Source organism: Leucobacter sp. G161, assembly GCF_001482305.1.
In the GTDB taxonomy this organism is placed as follows: Bacteria; Actinomycetota; Actinomycetes; order Actinomycetales; family Microbacteriaceae; genus Leucobacter.
The window spans coordinates 1-19830 of the sequence record NZ_LOHP01000071.1; the positions used below are offsets into that span (position 1 = coordinate 1).

The window sequence follows — 19830 nt, forward strand, 5'->3', positions numbered from 1 at the left end:
GAGGGACAGCGCGAGCCCGAGCATGCGCTCTACCCGCTGAGCGGATACGCCACACGCGAGCGCAGCCTCAGCGATGTATGATCGCTTCTCCATCTCCCCGGACGGGAGCGCCTGATAGCCGCGAGCAAGAAACCCGAGCCGCTTCGCCTCGGCAACCCGCATGTCGCGCGTCGCGACTTCGAGTCCAGTGATGGCCTCGTCTCGGATCTTCAGTGCTTGATTCATGAAAGAAGTCAAACACGGACCACTGACACTTACGGCGTCAACTGTCGCGCAAACCGCAATCTTTCGAAAAAATATTTGACCGACAGCCGAGGGGCCCGAAGAGCCCGGGCCGCCCGCCGAGCGAGACGGCTACGCGCTGGCGAAGGCTTCCGCGTCGGCACGATCCTGCTCGGTGGCGACGAGCTGCCCGCAGGCACCGTCGATCTCCTTGCCGCGGGTATCACGCAGCGTCGTCACAACCCCGGCAGCGTTGAGCCGATCCACGAACTCGCGGGTGACTTCCTTCGTCGAGGAGGTCCAGATGGAGCCCGGGGTCGGGTTCAGCGGGATCGGGTTCACGTGCACCCAGCCGCGACCGCGCTGGTTCAGGCGGTCGGCGAGCAGGTCGGCACGCCAACCGTGGTCATTCATGTCCTTGATGAGCGCGTACTCGATCGAGACGCGACGCCCGGTCTTCTCGTAGTAGGCGTACGCGGCGTCGAGCACCTCGTCGACCTTCCAACGGCTGTTCACCGGGATGAGTTCGTCGCGCAGCTGGTCGTCGGGCGCGTGCAGCGAGAGCGCGAAGGTGACGGGAATATCCTCGTCGGCAAGCTTGCGGATCGCCGGGGCGAGCCCCACCGTCGACACCGTGATGCCGCGCGCGCTCATACCAAGCCCCTCGGGCGAGGGAGCGACCATGCGGCGCACGGCGTTCATGACGCGCTTGTAGTTGGCGAGCGGCTCACCCATGCCCATGAACACGATGTTGTTCACGCGTTCGGGCTCGGCGCCGTTGCCAGCGCGGCGCTTGTGCCCGAGGCCGCCTTCGGCGATGAAGCGGTTCGCTTGGACAATCTGGTCGAGGATCTCGGCTGTCGACATGTTGCGGGTCAGACCCGCCTGACCCGTCGCACAGAAGGGGCAGTTCATGCCACAGCCGCACTGGCTCGACACGCAGAGCGTGATGCGGCCCGGGTAGCGCATGAGCACTGACTCGACGAGCGCACCGTCGAACAGGCGCCACAGGAACTTCACGGTGTTGCCGTCGTCCGTAACGAGTTTCTTGACCTCGCTCAGGAGCGGCGGGAAGAATGCTTCCGCGAGATCCGCGCGGCGATCCTTCGGGAGATCCGTCATCTCCTCGGGCGAGGTGGTGCGGTGCTCGAAGTAGTGCACCGACAGCTGCTTCGCGCGGAACTTCGGCAGCCCCATCTCAACGATCTTGGCCTCGCGCTCGGCGAGGGTGAGGTCAGCAAGGTGAGTTGCGGGCTGCTTCACGCGCGGTGACGCGAACTGCAGCGTCGGCCGCCCGTCGGGGTTGGTAATCTGCTGCCATCCCTCAGCCTTCGGGCGCACCTGCGGGCGCGCCGCGAGACCGCCCTTATTGGGGCGGGTCTTGATGAACTTTGGTTCATCGGTGGCCGGGGTGTGGTTGAGCTTGTTCGGATCCATCGTGCACCTATTGTCTCACTCATTCGCTGAGCGTGGTGCAGGCTGGCTGGCGCCCACTCTCGGCGGTGGGATAATCGGGCTATGAAGGCACACGAGGTCGTAACGGCGTGGGTGACCGAGCAGCTCCGCAGCGGGAAGTTGCGCGTCGGCGATCACCTGCCGAGTGAGCGAGCCCTCGCGGAGGATCTCGCGGTGTCACGCAGCTCGCTCCGCGAGGCGATGCGGATCCTCGAGGCACTGGGAACGATCCGCACCGCGACGGGTTCCGGCCCAACGTCTGGCACCATCATCACTGCGGAGCCAGCGCAGGCGCTGACGCTCGCGCTCAACATGCAGCTCGCAACGAGGCAGGTCTCGCATGAACACGTCTACGAGATGCGCCTGCTGCTTGAGTCGTGGTCCGCTGAGCACGCAGACCCCGGCCACGAAGGGTGGCGTGACGTCGAGCAGCTCCTTGACCTCATGGACGATGCGTCGATTTCGCTCGAGCAGTTCCTCGTGCTCGATGCACAGTTCCATGTGGCACTGTCGCACGCGGCGGGGAATCCACTCATCAGCACCATGATGGACGCGCTCCGCGTGGCGATCGCCGACCACACCCTCGAGCGCGCCCACGCGCTCCCCGACTGGGGAGCGACAGCCGCGCGGCTGCGGGCAGAGCATCGAGCGCTCTTTGCGAGCTTCCGATCCGGGGATCGCGCAGTGTCAATCACCCTGATCCGGGATCACATCCGCGGGTATTACGAGGAAACCGCACGGTAGCCCGCCGCTGCCCGAAGCTGTCGGCACAGAGTTGACGCAGCTGGCCGGGGCTGCATACACTACATGTGGTCGGGCCACACGGTCTGGCCACATAGACATTGCTCTGCGTAGCACCCGAGTCCACCATTCTCGAAGGAGAGAATTCATGCCAGCAACCGCATCCGCCGCGGCACCCCAATCGACAGAGCCGGAGCGACTGAACTACCGCGTGCTCCTTGGCAGCCTGAGCGGGAGTGTCATCGAGTGGTTCGACTTCCTTGTCTATGGAACCGTCGCCGCCCTCGTGTTCACCAAGATCTACTTCCCCACTGACAATGAGTTCGTGTCGACGATGCTCGCATTCGTCTCGTTCTCGCTGCCGTTCTTCTTCCGCCCGCTCGGCGGCATCATCTTCTCCCACATCGGTGACCGCATCGGCCGCAAAAAGACCCTCTTCATCACGCTGCTCCTCATGGGCGGCGGCACCGTCGCCATCGGACTCCTACCCACCTATGCAACGATCGGCATCGCCGCCCCGATCCTGCTTGTGTGCTTCCGCATCATGCAGGGACTCGGGATCGGCGGCGAATGGGGAGGCGCGCTGCTTCTCGCCTACGAGTACGCCCCGAAGCATCGCCGCGGACTCTACGGCGCAGTCCCCCAAATGGGGATCAGCCTCGGCATGCTGCTTGCAGCCGGAGTGATCGCGCTCCTCACCCAGCTCCCGGATGACCAGTTCCTCACTTGGGGATGGCGTGTGCCGTTCGTCGCGAGCATCGGACTCGTCTTCATCGGCTTGTGGATCCGCAACGGCCTCGACGAGACGCCCGAGTTCAAACGCGTGCAGGAGACCGGCGCGCGACTGAAGCTCCCCATTAAGGAAGTCGTCACCAAGCACTGGGGCGCGGTACTCGTGTCGATTGGCGCGAAGGCCGCGGAGACCGGACCGTTCTACATCTTCGGCACGTACGTGGTCGCATACGCCACCGATATCCTCGGAGCCCGCGACAACATGGTCCTGCTCGCCATCGCCGCCGCCGCCTTGGTCGCCACCTTCTGGATGCCAATCTTCGGTGCCATCTCCGACCGAATCTCGCGGGCAGTGCTCTACCGCTGGTCAGCCGCCGCGACGATCGTGTTTATCGTCCCCTACTACCTCATCCTCAACACGGGCAACACGTTGTCACTGTTCGCCGCGACGATCTTTGGCTTCGGTTTCCTCTGGGGTAGCGTGAACGCGATCCTCGGCACACTCATCGCCGAGAACTTCGCGCCAGAGGTGCGATACACCGGGGCCTCGCTCGGCTACCAGCTCGGCGCGGCCATCTTCGGCGGCACCGCGCCACTCATTGGAGCTTGGCTTCTCGAGATCAGCGGCGGACAATGGTGGCCCATCGCGGTATACGTCGCGCTGTGCTGCGTCATTTCGATCATCGCATCGTTCTTCATCTCGCGGGTTGCGCGCGTCGATACAGACACGCACGAACCCGACTCGGCGGCCGCCACCGCGATCGCCTGAGTATCCGCATCACACACTGAAAGGAGCGCGCTCATGAAGCGTCAGCTGCCGAAACCCTCAGAGCTCCTCGAGCTCATGCAGTTCAAGAAACCGGAGTTCAACGGGAAGCGTCGCAGGCTGAGCGGTGCGCTGACGACGTACGACCTGCAGCGGATCGCCAAACGGCGCACCCCCAAGGCAGCGTTCGACTACACGGACGGCGCGGCCGAGGGCGAACTCTCGCTCACACGCGCACGCCGTGCGTTCGAGGACATCGAGTTCCACCCCGATATCCTCCGCCCTGCCGAGCACGTCGACACCTCAGTTGAGGTGCTCGGCGGATCGAGCGCGCTCCCCTTCGGCATCGCGCCGACCGGGTTCACGCGGCTCATGCAGACCGAGGGTGAGATCGCGGGCGCCACCGCCGCCAGCACGGCTGGGATCCCGTTCACGCTGTCAACGCTCGGCACGACGTCGATTGAGGACGTGCGCGCGGCGAACCCTCACGGCCGCAACTGGTTCCAGCTCTATGTCATGCGGGATCGCGACATCTCGTACGGCCTCGTCGAACGCGCGGCGCAGGCAGGCTTCGACACGCTTATGTTTACCGTGGACACCCCGGTCGCCGGTGCGAGACTGCGCGACACTCGCAACGGCTTCGCGATCCCGCCCCAGCTCACGCTCGGCACAATTGCAAACGCGATCCCCCGCCCCTGGTGGTGGTACGACTTCCTCACCACCCCAAAGCTCGAGTTCGCGTCGCTCTCCACGACCGGCGGCACCGTCGGCGAGTTGCTCGATTCTGCGATGGACCCGACGATCAGCTACGACGACCTTGCGGTGATCCGCGAACTGTGGCCGGGCAAGATCGTCGTGAAGGGCGTGCAGAACGTCGCAGACTCCGTTGAGCTCATCGACCGCGGCGTGGACGGCATCGTGCTGTCGAACCACGGAGGCCGGCAGCTCGACCGCGCACCGGTACCCTTCCACCTGCTGCCCAAGGTGGTGCGCGAGGTTGGCCGCGACGCGACCGTGATGATCGACACCGGCATCATGAACGGCGCCGACATCGTTGCCGCTGTCGCACTCGGCGCCAAGTTCACCCTCGTCGGCCGCGCGTACCTCTACGGGCTCATGGCGGGCGGCCAGGAGGGTGTCGAACGGATGATCGAGATCCTCCGCTCCGAGATCGAGCGCACCATGAAGCTACTCGGCGTATCGAGCCTCGAGGAGCTCGAGCCGAGGCACGTCACGCAGCTCGCTCGCCTCGTGCCCGTAGGCAACGCGGGATAGCTGCCCAGACACACACAACCGCCCACATCTTCGTGACGAGGATGTGGGCGGTTGTGGTCGACAGCGCCGAGGCGCTACGCGACAGTGTTGCGGAGGATACCGATTCCCTCGACCTCTACCTCAACGACGTCGCCCGCGACGAGCGGTCCGACGCCCGCGGGCGTGCCCGTGAGAATCACATCGCCAGGCAGCAGCGTGAACGCCTGCGAGGCGTGCGCGACGATGCGTGCGAGCGAGAAGATGAGCTGCGACGTGCTGCCATCCTGCCGAGTCTCACCGTTCACCCGCGTGGTCACGCGCGCGTCGGCAAGGTCAGGGTCGGTCTCGATGACCGGCCCAAGCGGGCAGAACGTGTCGAAGCCCTTGCCCCGCGTCCACTGGCCGTCCTTGATCTGGATGTCGCGCGCAGAGACGTCGTTCGCGCAGGTGAACCCGAACACGTACTCGAGCGCCCGGTCCTCAGGCACGTTCTTCGCGATCGCGCCGATGACCATGGCGAGCTCGCCCTCGTGCTCGACGCGGTCGGAGATCTCGGGCCGCACGATCGTGCCGCCGGGCCCGATCACTGAGGTGTTGGGCTTGAGGAACAGCAGCGGCTCGGTCGGAGCGTCGCCCCCGGTGACATCCTTCATCTCTTCGATGTGGTCGGCATAGTTCTTGCCCACGCACACAATCTTCGAGCGCGGGATGACGGGCGCGAGCAGTCGCACGTCTTCGAAGCGGAAGCGCTTGCCCGTCGTGTCAAAGCCCGCAACGATGGATCGCCCATGAGCTCGACGATCTCGACGCCCTTGCCGTCTTCGGCCTGATCGAGAATGCCGAACGAGATCTCACCGTCAGCTTCAAAGCGTGCAATCTTCATATGTGCTCTTCCTTCTTACGCCGCAGCGCCCGCGACGGGCACCTGCGTCAACCAACCGTGGCGGTCCTCACGCGTTCCGTACTGCATGCCCGTGAGCTCCTCGCGCAGCGACAGGGTGAACTCCCCCGGCGAGCGGTCGCCGAAATCGATCGTGAAGTCGGGTGACTTCAGCTGGCCGATCGGCGTGATGACGGCTGCGGTGCCGCAGGCGAAGGCCTCGGTGATGGAGCCGTCAGCGACGCCTTCGCGCCACTCGGTCACGGTGACGGAGCGCTCTTCAACGGCGTAGCCGCGATCCTTCGCGAGCTGGATCAAGCTCTTCCGAGTGATGCCGGGGAGGATGTTCCCGTTGAGCGCCGGCGTGAGCAGCGTCTTGTCGTCGCGCACGAGGAAGAGGTTCATGCCGCCGAGCTCGTCGATCACGTCAGGCGAGTTCGCATCGGTGAAGAGCACCTGCTGGCAGCCGTTCTCGGCGGCAACGTTCTGCGGCAGCAGCGATGCGGCATAGTTGCCGCCGCACTTGGCGGCGCCAGTGCCACCGTTGCCCGCGCGGGCGTAGTCCTGCGACAGCCAGATCGAGACTGGCTTCACGCCACCAGTGAAGTAGGGGCCTGCGGGGCTTGCGATGACCATGAAGCGGGCACGCTGGGCGGCACGCACACCGAGGAAGCTCTCGTCGGCAATCATGAACGGGCGCAGGTACAGCGACTGGTCTGCGCCGGCAGGCACCCAGTCTGCGTCGATCGCTACGAGCCGGTTGACAGCCTCGACGAAGAGGTCGACGGGCAGCTGCGGGAGCGCGATCCGCTCGGCGGACTCGTTGAGTCGGCGCGCGTTCTCCTCGGGCCTGAACGTGACGATCGATCCGTCTGCGGCTCGGTACGCTTTGAGGCCCTCGAAGATCTCCTGACCGTAGTGCAGCACCGATGACGCGGGATCCATCTGGATCGGCCCGTACGGCAGCACCTGGGCGTCGTGCCAGCCGGCATCGCGGGTCCAGATGATCGAGACCATGTGGTCGGTGAAGTGGTCGCCGAAGCCCGGATCTTGCAGCAGGGCTTCGCGCTCGGCTGCGGGCAGGCGATCCGCCTCGGTGGTGGTGAAGGTGAGGTCAGACATGACGCGCCTTTCTGGGAAAGAGGAACTGGGTGTGCGCCGGTGCGCAGGGAAAACTGTTACGAGCGCGCGGGGATCTGCGCGATGATCGCGTCGCCGACCTCTGCGGTGGCGCGAGCTGCGGAGCCGTGTGTGGCCCGGTCGGCGCGCACTGCGGCGCGGAGGCGGTCTGCCTCAGCTGAGAGCCCGAGGTGATCGAGCATGAGTCCGGCGGAGAGGATCGCTGCCGTCGGGTCGGCCTTCTGCTGCCCCGCAATGTCGGGGGCCGAGCCGTGTACCGGCTCGAACATGCTGGGAAAGGATCCGTCGGGGTTGATGTTCCCGGATGCCGCGAGGCCGATGCCGCCGCCGATCGCGCCAGCGAGGTCGGTGAGGATGTCGCCGAAGAGGTTATCCGTGACGATCACGTCGAACTGTGCTGGGTTCTGCACCATGTGGATCGTTGCCGCATCGACGTGCATGTAGTCTACGGCGATGTCGGGGTACTCCGCGCGCACCGCCTCGACCACGCCCTGCCAGGTCTGGCCTGCGTGCACGAGCACGTTGGTCTTGTGCACCCAGGTGAGCTTCTTGCGGGGACGCGCCATCGCGGTCTCGAAGGCGTAGCGCACCACGCGCTCGACACCGAACGCGGTGTTCACGGATACCTCGGTCGCGACCTCGGCCGGAGTGCCGGGGCGGAGCCTACCGCCGTTACCCACGTAGGGGCCCTCGGTGCCCTCGCGCACGACGACGAAGTCGACGGTGCCCGGGTTCGCGAGCGTCGATTCGACGCCGGGGAACAGCACACAGGGGCGCACGTTCGCGTAGTGTTCGAAGTCGAAGCGGAGCTTGAGCAGCAACCCGCGCTCGATATTCGCGAAGCGGAGCCGCTCGTCGCCGGGCACTCCCCCGACCGCACCGAAGAGGATCGCGTCGTGGCTCGCAATGGCGGCCTGCTCGATCTCCGGAAGCGTGTCGCCCGTGGCGAGGAAGCGCTCAGCGCCGAGCTTGAACTCGGTGCGCTCAACCACAATGTCTCCACCTGCTACGACCGCGTCGACGACGCGATTCGCCTGCTCGATCACCTCCGGGCCGATGCCGTCGCCGGGAATCACTGCAAGCTTGATCGTGCGGGTCACTACGTGCTCCTCATTGTGCGTGGAAATGGTAGCTCCAGCATACTCCCGAGCGGCGTCGAGGCGGGGTGCGGCGGGCAAGGCTCCACCCCGAGAAACAAAGAAAGCCTCACCCGAAGGTGAGGCTTTCTATCCGGTGACCCTAGCGGGATTCGAACCCGCGTTACCGCCGTGAGAGGGCGGCGTACTAGGCCGCTATACGATAGGGCCGGACGCGTTGCCTTTGCTTTGAACCTTGGCTCTCCGCTGCAACTCATATATATTCCCACATCCACGGGGGGCGCACAAATCGAGGCCGTTTTTTCGGTGCGCCCGCGCGTGTTGCGGGTGCGCGCTACGGCTTCGCGCGCGCCAGGAGCCGCTCGCTCTCGCGCCTCTTCAGCCACCGGTTCACAAACAGCGCCATAAAGAGCCAGCCGCCGAGCGCGGTGATCACCCACACGATGAGCGGCGCGAGCAACCAGGACGTGAGGCCGTGGATCTCGATGCCGCCCTCAAAGAGCGATGCGATCCAGAGCGCCAGCAGCGTCGACACGAGGCCGACTCCCCCAGCGAGCGGCGCTGCGTACCGCTGCGCGACGCTCAGCACGAACGGGCCGAGCACCGCGTGGGCCATGGTGAATACCCCGAGCGCGATAAAGAAGCCGCCAATGTGCAGCGTGACGTCTGGCAGTGCGAAGTGGATCACGACGAGCGCGATCGCGGCGAGCACGAGCTGGGAGATGAGTTGAAAGAGGAGACGCATCGCGAGCTTTCGGTAGTTGAGGGCGACTGTGGGTGAGGCGGGAACGCGGTTAGGCGCGTTTCTCGCGCGGCCGGAACGGCTTGGCTGGGAGGTTCGGGCCGTCCCACACCTGGATGATGCCCCACGCGACCGCGGCGATCGGCACGGCGAGGATCGCGCCGAGCACACCGCTGAGCACGGTGCCGATGGTCAGGGCAAGCAAGATCACGAGGGAGTGCAGCTTGAGTGCGCGCCCCATGAGAACGGGCTGCAGGAAGTTACCTTCGAGCTGGTTGACGAGCACGACGACACCGACGACGAGGACTGCGCTCAGCGGGCCGTTCGCCACGAGGGCAACGAGCGCCGCGAGGATGCCGGCGACCGTCGCACCCACGATCGGGATGAACGCCAGGATGAACACGAGCGCGGCGAGCGGGAGCGCGAGCGGAACCCCGAGGAAGAAGAGACCGATACCGATGCCGATGGCGTCGACGGCGGCCACTGCTGCGGTGCCGCGGACGTAGGAGCCGAGGGTCGAGACCGTCTTGTCGCCAGCGCGCTCGGCACGGGCAAGCGCCTCGCCGCGGAAGGGGCGCAGCAGGAACTGCCAGATCTGCGGGCCGTCCTTCAGGAAGAAGAAGAGCACGACGATGAGCAGCACCAGGCCGGTCACGAATCCGGTGATCGCGCTCACCCCGGCAAGCGCGCCGGATCCGAACTGCGAGCTCGTCACGAAATCAATGATCGTGTCTTGCCACTCTGAAATCTGATCGGCGGTCGGCGCAAACGGCAGCGTCTGCACCCACGCGAGGACCTGTTCGAAGCCATCCTGCGCCTGCGTCGAGAGTTCGTCCCACTCGTCTCGCACCGCCCACACGATGAGCCAGCCCACGCCGGTGAGGATGAGCAGGATCCCGAGGAGTACCGCGATCGTGGCGAGTACCGAGGGCACCTTGTGCTGCCGCAGCCAGCGCATGACCGGCGAGAACGTGCTCGCGAGGATGAGCGCGAGGAGGATCGGGATAAAGACGGTACTCAGTGTGCGCAGCCCGAAGACCACCCCGGCGGTGAGCACGAGGACGATGATGATCTGCAGCGAGCGCGTCGCCACCATCCCAAAGCCGTCGCCCCAGGCGCCGCCTGCGCGGCTCCGGGCTACTTTCGACTCGGGCTTCGGTGAGGATCCCTCCGCGCCTTCGCCAACGGGCACGCGAATGCCGCTCTGTCGTTCCAACTCAACTATGCGTCGAGTAAGTACCTGCTCTGTGCGGCGTCCGAACACTGTTGACCCCTCCTAGCTGTGGACCATGTGTCCTGGAGTCTACGCCCGGAGCGCGCGAGCCGCGATGAATTCGCGGAGCGTCGCCTCATCGTCGGCCATCTCGGTCACATGCTGCGGCAGCTCCAAGAGACCCGCGAGGTGCTCTGGCAGCCCCAGGCGCTCCCCCGTTGCCTCGAATACGATCTCGGGGAACTTCTCGGGCTTCGCTGTCTCGAGCACGAGCATCGGCACGCCCGGCTCGACGTGCTCTCGCGCAACCTTCACCCCGTCGGCGGTATGCGGGTCGATGGTCACGCCGCTCTCTGCGTGCACCGAACGGATCGTCTCGACACGGTCGGCGTGGGTGCTCGTCCCACTGAGAATCCCGAACTCGCCGGTGAAGCGCGGTAGCTCGGCGCTGAGGTCGAGCCGCCCGGTCTCGTCAAGCTCGCGCCATGCAGCGTTCAAACGCTCGGAATCGCGCCCGAGAAGATCGAAGATAAAGCGCTCGAGGTTCGACGCCTTCGAAATATCCATCGACGGGCTCGAGGTCGCATGGGTGTCCGCCGAGGTCCGCGGCGCATAGATACCGGTGCGGAAGAAGTCGTCAAGCACGTTGTTCTCGTTCGCGGCAAGCACGAGGCGGCGGATCGGAGCCCCCATCTCGCGAGCGTAGTGCCCGGCGAGGATGTTGCCGAAGTTACCCGAGGGAACGGTGACCGAGATCTTGAAGTTCGTGCGCTCGTCGGCGGTGAGCGAGTCACTCGCACGCAGCCATGCCCAGAAGTAGTACACGACCTGGGCTGAGATGCGGCCGAGGTTAATCGAGTTCACCGCGCCGACGCTGTATTCGCGCTTGAAGTCAAGATCGCCGGCGATGCTCTTCACGAGGTTCTGGCAGTCGTCAAAGACTCCAGCGACGGCGATGTTGTGGATGTTCGCGTCGTCGAGCGAATACATCTGCGCGCGCTGGAAGTCACTCATCCGGCCCTGCGGGGAGAGCATGAACACGGAGACGCCCTCCTTGCCGCGGAGTGCGTACTCGGCGGCCGACCCGGTATCGCCGGAGGTCGCGCCAACAATGTTCAGGGTGCGCCCGGTCTTGCGCAGCACGTACTCGAGCGACTGCCCGAGGAACTGCATTGCCATGTCCTTGAAGGCGAGGGTGGGGCCCTCGGAGAGCCCGAGGAGCGCAATCGACTCGCTGATGGGAGTGACGGGAACGATCCCTGGAGAGAAGCTCTCCTCGCGGTACGCACGCTCGCACATCGCGGAGAGCTCGGGCCCGGGAATGTCGGTCGCGAAGAAGCTCAGGATCTCGGTGGCGAGTTCCGCGTAGCTCAGCGAGCGCCACGTCTCGATCCGCTCGAGCGTGATCTCGGGCATGGTCTCGGGAACTGCCAAGCCGCCGTCCGTTGCGAGCCCTTCGAGCAGGGTTGCGCTAAACGGGGCAGGGGTCATCCCACCACGAGTCGAGATGTATTCCACCGATACTCCTTCACTGCACGGCGCCTCTGTGACGGCGCTGAGTCTGGGTGCACTCAGTCTAGCCAGCGCTGCACCCCCGCGAGCGCATCGATTGAGTTCGGCCGCGCAGGAAACTCACTGGTTCGCCCCGCGACCGAGCGCACCGAGCGGTGCTCGGCTGGCTGCATCACCAGGAGACCGGCAGCGCCTTGCCCTCCTCGTATCCTGCGGCTGACTGGAGTCCAACCCGCGCGTTGCGGTGGAACTCCGTGAGCGTCGCGGCTCCGGCGTACGTGAACGACGAGCGCACCCCGGAGGTGATCATGTCGACGAGATCTTCGACGCTCGGTCGCTGCGGATCGAGGTAGATCTTCGATGACGAGATCCCCTCGGCGAACAGCTCCTTTCGGGCGCGCTCGTAGGCGTCGAGCGCAGAGAAACGCCCCTTGACGGCCTTCGTCGAAGCCATGCCCCACGATTCTTTGTACTGCCGCCCCTCAGGGTCGCTCTGCAGTTCGCCAGGAGACTCGGCCGTGCCTGCGAACCACGACCCGATCATCACCGATCCTGCGCCCGCCGCGAGCGCGAGGGCAACGTCGCGCGGGTAGCGCACTCCCCCGTCGGCCCAAACATGTGCGCCGAGCTGGCGTGCGGCCTGCGCGGTTTCGAGCACTGCGGAGAACTGCGGGCGACCGACCGCGGTCATCATGCGGGTCGTGCACATTGCGCCGGGACCGACCCCAACTTTCAGGATCGTGGCCCCTGCGTTCACGAGGTCGTGTACCCCGTCTGGCGTGACAATGTTGCCGGCGACGAGCGGCAGTCCGAGGTTCAGCGCAGCGATATCGCCGAGGGCGCGGATCATCGTCTCCTGGTGCCCATGTGCCGTGTCGACCACGAGCACATCGGCGCCCGCAGCCGCGAGCACCCTGGCCTTGCCCGCAGCGTCCCCGTTGATGCCGACCGCGACGGCCACAGCGAGTCGCCCCTCGGCGTCGAGTGCTGGCCGGTAGATCGACGTGCGCAGCGCCGAGCGTCGCGACAGCGTGCCACGGACAACGCCGGAATCGGCGATCACAGCGGCCTCGCCGCCCGCGGCTCCCAGCAGCGCATCGACCGCGTCGAACACCGCACGCGGGTTCCCAGCGTCGGCCCCGAGCTCAGCGAGATCGAGCACGGGAGGTGCGCCGAGGGTGAGGTCCCCCAGTTTGGCGTCGTGTGGCACGACCTGCAGCCGGGTCGCCGAGAGCACACCGTGCACGTCAGCGACCGCGAGCTCCGAGCCCCTGCCGCGGCTCGCGACGACGACGCTCTGCCCCTCGGCAGCCGGAACGAGCCGTAGCGCATCGGCAGCGGTCTGCTCGGGCGCAAGCACAATTGGGGAGTCGAAGGCGACGGGCTGCGCCTTCACCCAGGCGATCGCCTCGGCGAGAGAATCTGCGCTCATGTCCTGCGGCAGCACGCCGATCCCGCCCCGGCGCGCGAGCACTGCTGCGAGCCGCGGGCCGGTCACCGAGTTCATGTTCGCTGAGACGAGCGGGATCGTCGCGGGCGTCCCGTCGGTCGGCGCGAGGTCCACCGCGAGTCGGCTCGCAACTGCCGACCTGCGCGGCACGAGGAACACGTCTGAATAGGTGAGGTCCAGAGAGGGCTGGGCGCCAATAAATTCCATGGCCTCAGGCTACAGCTCGCTCCTCAGCATCAACAGAGGGTCGCGTATCCTATTGAGAGGCAATACATTGGTGACTCAGTATCACCAACGATTCACCCAGACCACACATGCAATACGCAAAGGGGAAGCACATGTTTAAAGGGTTCAAGGAGTTCCTGCTCCGCGGCAACGTCATCGACCTCGCGGTCGCCGTCGTCATCGGTGCTGCGTTCAACGCGGTCGTTGAGAAGGTCGTTGCGACACTCATCAACCCCCTCATCGGCCTGGCGTTCAAAGCCGACTCGCTCGACGACGCGCTGAAGGTCGGACTGCCTAACGGCGACACCCTCGCGATCGGCGCGCTCATCGGGGCGATCATCAACTTCCTCATCGTCGCTGCCGTCGTCTACTTCGTGTTCGTGCTCCCCATGAACGAGCTGCGCAAGCGCACCGCCAAGGAAGAGGAGCCCGCAGAGGCCACCGAGCAGGAGCTGCTCTCGGAGATCCGCGACCTCCTCAAGGCGCAGAACGGCGCCGCGCTCGCTGCCCCGGCTGCAACGCCCGCAGCATCCGCTGCACACGCGGAGAAGCCGCAGGCCTAACACCCCGTGAGTCGCGAACGGGCGGTGCTGGATCCATGATCCGGCACCGCCCGTTCGCGTTCTCAGCGGACCGAGGCTTAGAGCCCCTTGTTCATCCGCGCGAGGAAGATCGCCTCAGTCACGAGCACCTTTCGGTACGACTCAAGGTGCAGGGACTCGTTCGGCGAGTGCGGCCGGCTATCCGGGTCCTCAACGCCCGTCACCAGAATCTCAGCCTCGGGAAACTCCTCGACGAGGTCGGCGATGAACGGGATCGACCCGCCAATCCCCATGTCGATGGGTGCCCGACCGAAGCCCGCCTCCATCGCCGCGCGGATGTGCGCCACGGCTGGGCCCGTCGTGTCAACGCTGAAGGACTGGCCGAGGCCCGGATCCTCAAACGACAGCTTCGCCCCGAACGGCGCGTTCGCGGTCAGGTGACCGGTCAGCGCGTCATAGAACTCCTGCGGATCCTGACCTGGCGCGACACGCGCCGAGATCCGCACCGTCACGCTCGGGATGAGCGTGTTCGACGCGTTCGCAATATCCGGGGCATCAATGCCCGTCACCGTGATCGCGGGCTGTGCCCACATGCGTGAGAGGATCTCGCCCCGACCGATCGGCGAGACCCCATCCAGCAAGCCCGACTCGGCGCGCAGGCGGGCCTCGTCGTACTCAGGAGTGGAGAGATCCGCACTCGTGAGCCCCTCGACCGCAACCGAGCCGTCCTCGTTCCAGAGGGTACCCAGCAGCTTCACCGCGGCCAGCATCGCGTCGGGAATCGCGCCCCCAAACATGCCGGAGTGCGTCGCGTGCGCCATGGTGTCGATCTTCACGTTGAACGCGACCGCGCCCCGCAGGGCAACCGTGAGGGCGGGGGTGTCGATATCCCAGTTCCCCGAGTCAGCCACGATGATCGCGTCAGCCGCAAGCTCATCGCGGTTCTCGCGGAGGAAGTTGCCGAAGGACTGTGAGGCCCACTCCTCCTCGCCCTCAATGAACACCGCGATGCCGAGGTCGAAGTCGTCGCCCTCGGTTGCGGCGAGCGCGCGGATCGCTGACACGTGCGCCATGACGCCGGCCTTGTCGTCGGCGGCTCCACGGGCAAACAGCCGGTCACCGCGCTGGGTCGGCTCGAAGGGCGGGGTGTCCCATTCTTCGTCCTTCCCGGGGGGCTGGACGTCGTGGTGCGCGTAGAGCAGCACGGTGGGCGCGCCGTTCTTCGGAGCGCGGCGGGCAATCACTGCCGGATGCCCGAGCTCAGGGTCCGCCTCGTTCTCCTGCCCGTCAACGGGTGCGCGGCGAATGTCGACGAAGTCGAACACGCCGGTCGACCGCATGAGTTCGGCGACCTTCTCGGCGCTCGCCTGGACGTGCGCCGGGTCAAACGCTGGCCACGACACCGAGGGAATACGGACCAGGTCGCACAACTCCTCAATCGTCGTGTCGAACGCCGTGTCTACGTGCTGCTTCATGACAGTCTCGAGCGCTTCGCTCATCGCTTCTCCATTCGTGGCCTCGCGCGCCTCGCCGGAATGCGGCGCGCCTCGTTACGCCTTAAGCCTAGCGACGCGCGCTTCTGGTTTGATGGTCTCAGCGGATGATCATTCCACGCACCATTCGTGGCCGGCGACGACCGGTCACCTATTCAAAGGACACAACTATGTGCGCACGCGTAACCTGCGAAACCTGCTCGAAGCCGACCTGGGCCGGCTGCGGCGAGCATATTGAGGATGCGCTCGAGGGCGTGGCAGCGGCGGATCGCTGCGTCTGCGCCCGCTAAGCACGCTGGCGCCCGACCCCGGCCCGCTCCACCGTTTCGACGTGAGAGCGGGGCGGGGCTAGCCGCGGAGTGCCGACACCGCAAGGTCCGTGCGGTCGGTGATCACACCGTCGACGCCGAGCGCAACGAGCTCCCGCATGAGTTGCGGATCGTTGACCGTCCACACATGCACTTCGACGTCGCGTGCATGAGCTTCACCGAGCAGTCTCGGACTCAGCACGCGCACGGGTCCCTGCTTCACGGGGATCTGCAGGGCATCGAGCCCGGCGAACGCACGGTCGAGGAGTGGCTGCGACCGCATCGCTACCGCAGTGAGCACCTTCACGATGGCCCGCTGACCGGCGCCCGTCGCCGGTAGCTCGCCCGTCGGCGACGCAGCCTGCGCCGCCGAGAGTGCGCGGAGCCTGAGCCCATCGGAAAAGCTGCTGATGAGCACGCGGTCGGGGGCACGCTCGCCGATGATCGTGCCGGCCGGCTCCGCAACCTCCGCCGACTTCATGTCGAGGTTGTACCGCGCTTCTGGGAAATCGGTGATCGCTTCCTCGAGGGTGAGGAGCCCTCCGCGATCCGCCATGAGCTCGGTGAGCTCCGCCAGGGTAACGACCGCGATGCGGCGTGAATCCCCCAGCGTTCTCGAGAGGGTGCTGTCGTGGAAGAACACGACGTGCCCGTCGCTCGTGAGCTGGCAGTCGGCTTCCACAAACTCGGCACCCGCGGCGAGAGCGTGGGCAACCGCCTCCCGTGAGTTCTCGACGATCCCTGCGGCGGCACGCTCGGCAGGAACGAAACCTCGGTGCCCGAAGATGCGGGGCTTGGGCCCCTCTCCGAAGAATGGGTGCGTCATGCCTCCAGCATAGAACTCGTCAGGCCGTTGTGGGGCGGAGACCTGCGGCTGTGGTGTGGTACCGGCCGCTGGCGGCCGTGCACGATTGAGGGTGCAGACCTCAGCGATCAGAAGCGCCGTTGGGGTTACCGTGCCGTCTGCAGCGCGGGGATGGCTGCGCTCTCGGTGATACCGGGCTCACTCTGTGGTGTGGCCCCCGGTACCGGGGCAGCCTGCTCCGAAGCTCCCTCTCCTGTTGGCGTAGCATTCACCGTGGTGACGGTGAGCGCAGTGCGGGTAGCCCCGTCGATTGCGAGAAACCCGCCGATGGCTGCGAGGAGCGCCACGAGGCACGCGGTAACGAGCGCGGCGGCAACGAACGTTGGTGGCTGCTTCAGTACCTCTGGAAACTTCATGTTTCCATACTCCAGGGGACGGGGCCGTGGCGCGTCACCCCCGAGTATGAACGGCATGGTACCCAGGTGCCACAGCGCACTGCGGCACCTGGGCGTACCCGCACGAGCTCACCCCGGCCCCGGCATGCGGCGACCCCGGGTGTCACCGCACCGAGCGAGGCTCGCTGAGTTCAGTTTCGTCAACGACGATAAGGTCCTCCACTCGCGGCATCCGAGGGGACGTCACCTTGCCGAGTTCCGCGAAAAACACATCGGGGTCGAGCGCACGCTCAGGCGGGATGACCCCAGCGCGAACGATCTCCCCACGCAAGACGAAGAGTGCAGCGATGGCCGCGGGGTAGCCCGTGCTGCCACCCATCTTGTGCGGTGGGAGCGCCGCCAGGTGGACGGCGGTCGCGATGCGACGCCCGCCCTTCGTACCCTCCGCCATCGCCCACACGCTCGGCAGGCGCAGTCGCTGCTCGCTCGTCGCCGGCGGGGTGTTCTGCGTCATCCGTTCGACGCCACCGGCGATCGAGAGCTCCCCCGAGTTGACGAGCGCGGCAGTCTCCCGGAGCGCGTCGAAGACCCACTCGGGTCCCGTCATGACGTTCAGGGATTCTCGGACGTTGCCGAGCGCTGGCGGCAGCGAAATGGGCTCGGGGTGGCCGAGGCTGTGCACGGGAGCTTCCCCCAGCCCGGGGTATGTCACGAGGAGTTTCTCGAGCGGAGCGACGTCGGCCAACCCACCGTCACGCCACACCCGAATCAGGCCGGTTGCCTGCTCAATCCAGTGGAACATGGCTGCTGATCCGGGCGGCCGGTGCCCGTCGTAGGCCGTTTCGAGCTCAATCGACGCTCCCGACAGCGACCAGGAAGTGAGGAGGCGGTCGATCGAGTCGTAGCCACGCCCCGCGATCATTGCGAGCAGGTTGGTGATCCCCGGGCTGAGACCGGCGCCGATGATTGCGGTGACGCCTGCATCCTGCGCACGCGAGTCGAGCTCTAGGAACGCCTCCGTGGCTTCCCAGTCATCGCAGATGTCGACGTAGGGCGTACCGTTCTCGATCGCGGCGGTGAGGATCGGAAGTCCAAAGCGGTTGAACGGGCCAAGCGCATTGAGCACAAGATCGACGCCGGCCATCGCAGCGTCGAGCTGTGTGCGGCTCGTCGCGTCAAGCGGGAACACGGCCCCCTTCTGTCCGAGCTCAGCCGCAAGCAGCTCCGCGCGTTGCGCATCGACGTCACCGATGACGATCTGCGCTACCTCTGGGAACGTTGCGAGGAGTCGGACGGCGTGACGGCCGATCTGCCCGACTCCGCCGATAACGAGTACCCGGCCGCTCACGAGGTGGCCCCCTGCCAGGCCTCGGTTGCGAGCGCGACAAGCAGCTGCTTGTCAATTTTGCCGGTGGCTCCCTGCGGGAGTGCGTCCATGATGATGACCTCTCTGGGGTATTTGAACGCCGCGAGGCGCTCGCTACTGAATGCGATGAGTGCGTTGGTGTCGATCCCGTTGGGGCCGGCCACGACGAAGGCGACGAGTTCCTCGCCGTGATGCGGGTCTGGCCGACCCACCACCGCGGCATCGACGACCGCGTCGTGCGACCGAAGTACCTCTTCAACCTCACGCGGGTAGACGTTAAACCCGCCACGGATAACGAGTTCTTTCGCGCGCCCGACGATGAAGACGTAACCCTCGGCGTCGATCCAGGCAAGGTCGCCAGTGTGGAGCCAGCCGTTTCGCACGGTTGCTTTCGTCGCCTCGGGGTCACCAAGGTAGCCCTTCATGATGTTGTGGCCGCGCATCACGAGCTCGCCAACATGTGTTGGCCCCGGCGGGAGCGGTTCAGCCGCCGCGTCGACGACCGCCATCTCGATTCCCCAGAGCGCCCTTCCGATCGAGTCTTTCCGAAACGGATACGGGCCACCGTTGACAGTTCCTGAGCTGCAGGTCTCAGTCATGCCGTACCCCTCAAGGTAGGTCAGTTGCGGCAAGAGTTCCGCCATCGCACGGAGTGTCTCAGCGGGCATGGGGGCACCGCCACTGATAGCGATCCGCGCACCGCTGAGGTCTCGTCCTTGGTGTTCTCCCGTCACCATCGCGTGGAACATTGTCGGGACCCCAGGGAGGACTGTGACGCCGTGATGCTCAATCGCGTCGTAAACGGCAGCAGTAGAGTACCCGTTCATGAGAAAGACGGACTGGCCTCGGAGGGTCGCCGAATGCAGAATTCCTGAGAGGCCGTAAATATGGAAGAGAGGAAGTACGCCAAGCGTCACGTCGTCTGCCGTGATCCCAAATTCGTCGCCCTCGAGGAGTGCGGTGAGAAACGACTGCTGATGGCCGAGTTCGGCGCCCTTCGGCCGCCCAGTCGTGCCACTCGTGAAGATCACGAGGGCGGTGTCATCGCCGTCCACAGCGACCGCCTCGGTGCCTGTCGTGCACACCGCTTCGTCAGCCAGGAGGGACCTCATATCGAGCCGGACAACCCCAGGTTCGAGTCTCACGTCGTCGGTTTCTTCAAGTACGACGAATCTGGAGCCGGTGTCTTGCGTTGCTACCGCGATCTCCCGCGCACTCAGCGCCGGGTTCACTGGCACGACGACCGCTCCGAGACGGAGCAACCCAAAATAGTACGGTACGAAGTCGACACGGTTAGGGAGCCTGAGAAGCACTGCATCGCCACGACGCACACCCCGTTCCGCGAGCACAGTGGCGGCCTGCGCCGCCCTGGCATCGATCTCCGCGTAACTGTAGCGAGCATCGGCGGTGATGAGATAAGGCTGGCTCGGGGTGCGTCGAGCCGAGTTGCTCAATAGTGAAGCGAGATTGAACTGCATAGAAGTCTCCTGGA

Annotated in this window: 17 protein-coding genes, 1 tRNA gene and 1 pseudogene; 4 read left to right on the forward strand and 15 right to left on the reverse strand. The window is 65.7% G+C overall.

Annotated elements, in window-relative coordinates:
* Both AUL38_RS12230 and rlmN read right to left on the reverse strand, forming a co-directional pair.
* On the reverse strand, positions 1-225 hold a 225-nt coding region (locus AUL38_RS12230), incomplete at its 3' end, for a hypothetical protein (RefSeq protein ID WP_153006584.1).
* Between the two features lie 129 nt (positions 226-354).
* Positions 355-1659, reverse strand: a complete 1305-nt coding sequence (rlmN, locus tag AUL38_RS12235; protein ID WP_059062619.1) for a 23S rRNA (adenine(2503)-C(2))-methyltransferase RlmN — start codon at positions 1657-1659, stop codon at positions 355-357.
* A gap of 81 nt (positions 1660-1740) precedes the next feature.
* Here rlmN and AUL38_RS12240 point away from each other — a divergent pair, with 81 nt between their 5' ends.
* The 3 genes from AUL38_RS12240 to AUL38_RS12250 all read left to right on the forward strand — a co-directional run bounded on the left by AUL38_RS12240 (position 1741) and on the right by AUL38_RS12250 (position 5191).
* Positions 1741-2421, forward strand: a complete 681-nt coding sequence (locus AUL38_RS12240; RefSeq protein ID WP_059062621.1) for a FadR/GntR family transcriptional regulator — start codon at positions 1741-1743, stop codon at positions 2419-2421.
* A 145-nt stretch (positions 2422-2566) separates the two neighbouring features.
* The gene (locus AUL38_RS12245; RefSeq protein WP_059062623.1) at positions 2567-3919 is read left to right on the forward strand and encodes an MFS transporter; all 1353 of its coding nucleotides are present in this window, start codon (positions 2567-2569) and stop codon (positions 3917-3919) included.
* Between the two features lie 33 nt (positions 3920-3952).
* Positions 3953-5191 (forward strand): alpha-hydroxy acid oxidase, encoded by a 1239-nt coding sequence (locus tag AUL38_RS12250; protein ID WP_059062625.1) that lies wholly within the window; start codon positions 3953-3955, stop codon positions 5189-5191.
* A gap of 74 nt (positions 5192-5265) precedes the next feature.
* Here AUL38_RS12250 and AUL38_RS12255 read toward each other — a convergent pair.
* The 8 genes and pseudogenes from AUL38_RS12255 to AUL38_RS12290 all read right to left on the reverse strand — a co-directional run bounded on the left by AUL38_RS12255 (position 5266) and on the right by AUL38_RS12290 (position 13411).
* Positions 5266-6053: pseudogene (locus tag AUL38_RS12255) on the reverse strand (fumarylacetoacetate hydrolase family protein).
* 15 nt (positions 6054-6068) lie between these two features.
* Positions 6069-7172: a branched-chain amino acid aminotransferase gene (locus tag AUL38_RS12260; protein ID WP_059062627.1), complete on the reverse strand. Its 1104-nt coding sequence runs from the start codon at positions 7170-7172 to the stop codon at positions 6069-6071.
* Between the two features lie 56 nt (positions 7173-7228).
* Positions 7229-8290, reverse strand: a complete 1062-nt coding sequence (locus tag AUL38_RS12265) for a 3-isopropylmalate dehydrogenase (protein WP_059062629.1) — start codon at positions 8288-8290, stop codon at positions 7229-7231.
* Between the two features lie 134 nt (positions 8291-8424).
* Positions 8425-8497: transfer RNA gene (locus AUL38_RS12270), tRNA-Glu, on the reverse strand.
* Positions 8498-8621: 124 nt separating this feature from the next.
* Positions 8622-9032 carry a phage holin family protein gene (locus AUL38_RS12275; RefSeq protein ID WP_059062631.1) on the reverse strand — a complete coding sequence of 137 codons (411 nt, stop codon included), beginning with the start codon at positions 9030-9032 and terminating at the stop codon, positions 8622-8624.
* 49 nt (positions 9033-9081) lie between these two features.
* A complete protein-coding gene (locus AUL38_RS12280; RefSeq protein WP_235590711.1) occupies positions 9082-10245 on the reverse strand; it encodes an AI-2E family transporter in 1164 nt (387 codons plus the stop codon).
* 87 nt (positions 10246-10332) lie between these two features.
* A complete protein-coding gene (gene thrC / locus AUL38_RS12285; RefSeq protein ID WP_059062635.1) occupies positions 10333-11760 on the reverse strand; it encodes a threonine synthase in 1428 nt (475 codons plus the stop codon).
* A 166-nt stretch (positions 11761-11926) separates the two neighbouring features.
* Positions 11927-13411, reverse strand: coding sequence for a GuaB1 family IMP dehydrogenase-related protein (locus tag AUL38_RS12290; protein ID WP_059062637.1), 1485 nt, complete (start codon positions 13409-13411; stop codon positions 11927-11929).
* A gap of 131 nt (positions 13412-13542) precedes the next feature.
* Here AUL38_RS12290 and mscL point away from each other — a divergent pair, with 131 nt between their 5' ends.
* Positions 13543-13992 carry a large-conductance mechanosensitive channel protein MscL gene (mscL, locus tag AUL38_RS12295; RefSeq protein ID WP_059062639.1) on the forward strand — a complete coding sequence of 150 codons (450 nt, stop codon included), beginning with the start codon at positions 13543-13545 and terminating at the stop codon, positions 13990-13992.
* Between the two features lie 77 nt (positions 13993-14069).
* Here the strand turns inward: mscL and AUL38_RS12300 are convergent, their stop codons facing one another.
* The 5 genes from AUL38_RS12300 to AUL38_RS12320 form a co-directional block, all read right to left on the reverse strand.
* Entirely contained in the window at positions 14070-15470 is a 1401-nt protein-coding gene (locus tag AUL38_RS12300) for a dipeptidase (protein WP_059062641.1), read from the reverse strand.
* Positions 15471-15812: 342 nt separating this feature from the next.
* Positions 15813-16598, reverse strand: a complete 786-nt coding sequence (locus tag AUL38_RS12305) for a glycerophosphodiester phosphodiesterase family protein (RefSeq protein ID WP_059062642.1) — start codon at positions 16596-16598, stop codon at positions 15813-15815.
* 125 nt (positions 16599-16723) lie between these two features.
* Positions 16724-16993 carry a hypothetical protein gene (locus tag AUL38_RS12310; protein WP_059062644.1) on the reverse strand — a complete coding sequence of 90 codons (270 nt, stop codon included), beginning with the start codon at positions 16991-16993 and terminating at the stop codon, positions 16724-16726.
* Between the two features lie 142 nt (positions 16994-17135).
* Entirely contained in the window at positions 17136-18320 is a 1185-nt protein-coding gene (locus AUL38_RS12315; protein ID WP_059062646.1) for a saccharopine dehydrogenase NADP-binding domain-containing protein, read from the reverse strand.
* Positions 18317-19816, reverse strand: a complete 1500-nt coding sequence (locus AUL38_RS12320) for a class I adenylate-forming enzyme family protein (protein ID WP_059062648.1) — start codon at positions 19814-19816, stop codon at positions 18317-18319. The genes AUL38_RS12315 and AUL38_RS12320 overlap by 4 nt, the downstream gene beginning before the upstream one ends.
* Positions 19817-19830: the final 14 nt, after the last annotated feature.

Coding starts and splice junctions, on each gene's coding strand:
- AUL38_RS12240 (WP_059062621.1), top strand. CDS start 1,741: ATGAAGGCACACGAGGTCGTAACGGCGTGGGTGACCGAGCAGCTCCGC.
- AUL38_RS12245 (WP_059062623.1), top strand. CDS start 2,567: ATGCCAGCAACCGCATCCGCCGCGGCACCCCAATCGACAGAGCCGGAG.
- AUL38_RS12275 (WP_059062631.1), bottom strand. CDS start 9,032: ATGCGTCTCCTCTTTCAACTCATCTCCCAGCTCGTGCTCGCCGCGATC.
- AUL38_RS12300 (WP_059062641.1), bottom strand. CDS start 15,470: ATGAGCGAAGCGCTCGAGACTGTCATGAAGCAGCACGTAGACACGGCG.
- AUL38_RS12290 (WP_059062637.1), bottom strand. CDS start 13,411: ATGGAATTTATTGGCGCCCAGCCCTCTCTGGACCTCACCTATTCAGAC.
- AUL38_RS12310 (WP_059062644.1), bottom strand. CDS start 16,993: ATGAAGTTTCCAGAGGTACTGAAGCAGCCACCAACGTTCGTTGCCGCC.
- AUL38_RS12320 (WP_059062648.1), bottom strand. CDS start 19,816: ATGCAGTTCAATCTCGCTTCACTATTGAGCAACTCGGCTCGACGCACC.
- mscL (WP_059062639.1), top strand. CDS start 13,543: ATGTTTAAAGGGTTCAAGGAGTTCCTGCTCCGCGGCAACGTCATCGAC.
- rlmN (WP_059062619.1), bottom strand. CDS start 1,659: ATGGATCCGAACAAGCTCAACCACACCCCGGCCACCGATGAACCAAAG.
- AUL38_RS12305 (WP_059062642.1), bottom strand. CDS start 16,598: ATGACGCACCCATTCTTCGGAGAGGGGCCCAAGCCCCGCATCTTCGGG.
- AUL38_RS12250 (WP_059062625.1), top strand. CDS start 3,953: ATGAAGCGTCAGCTGCCGAAACCCTCAGAGCTCCTCGAGCTCATGCAG.
- AUL38_RS12260 (WP_059062627.1), bottom strand. CDS start 7,172: ATGTCTGACCTCACCTTCACCACCACCGAGGCGGATCGCCTGCCCGCA.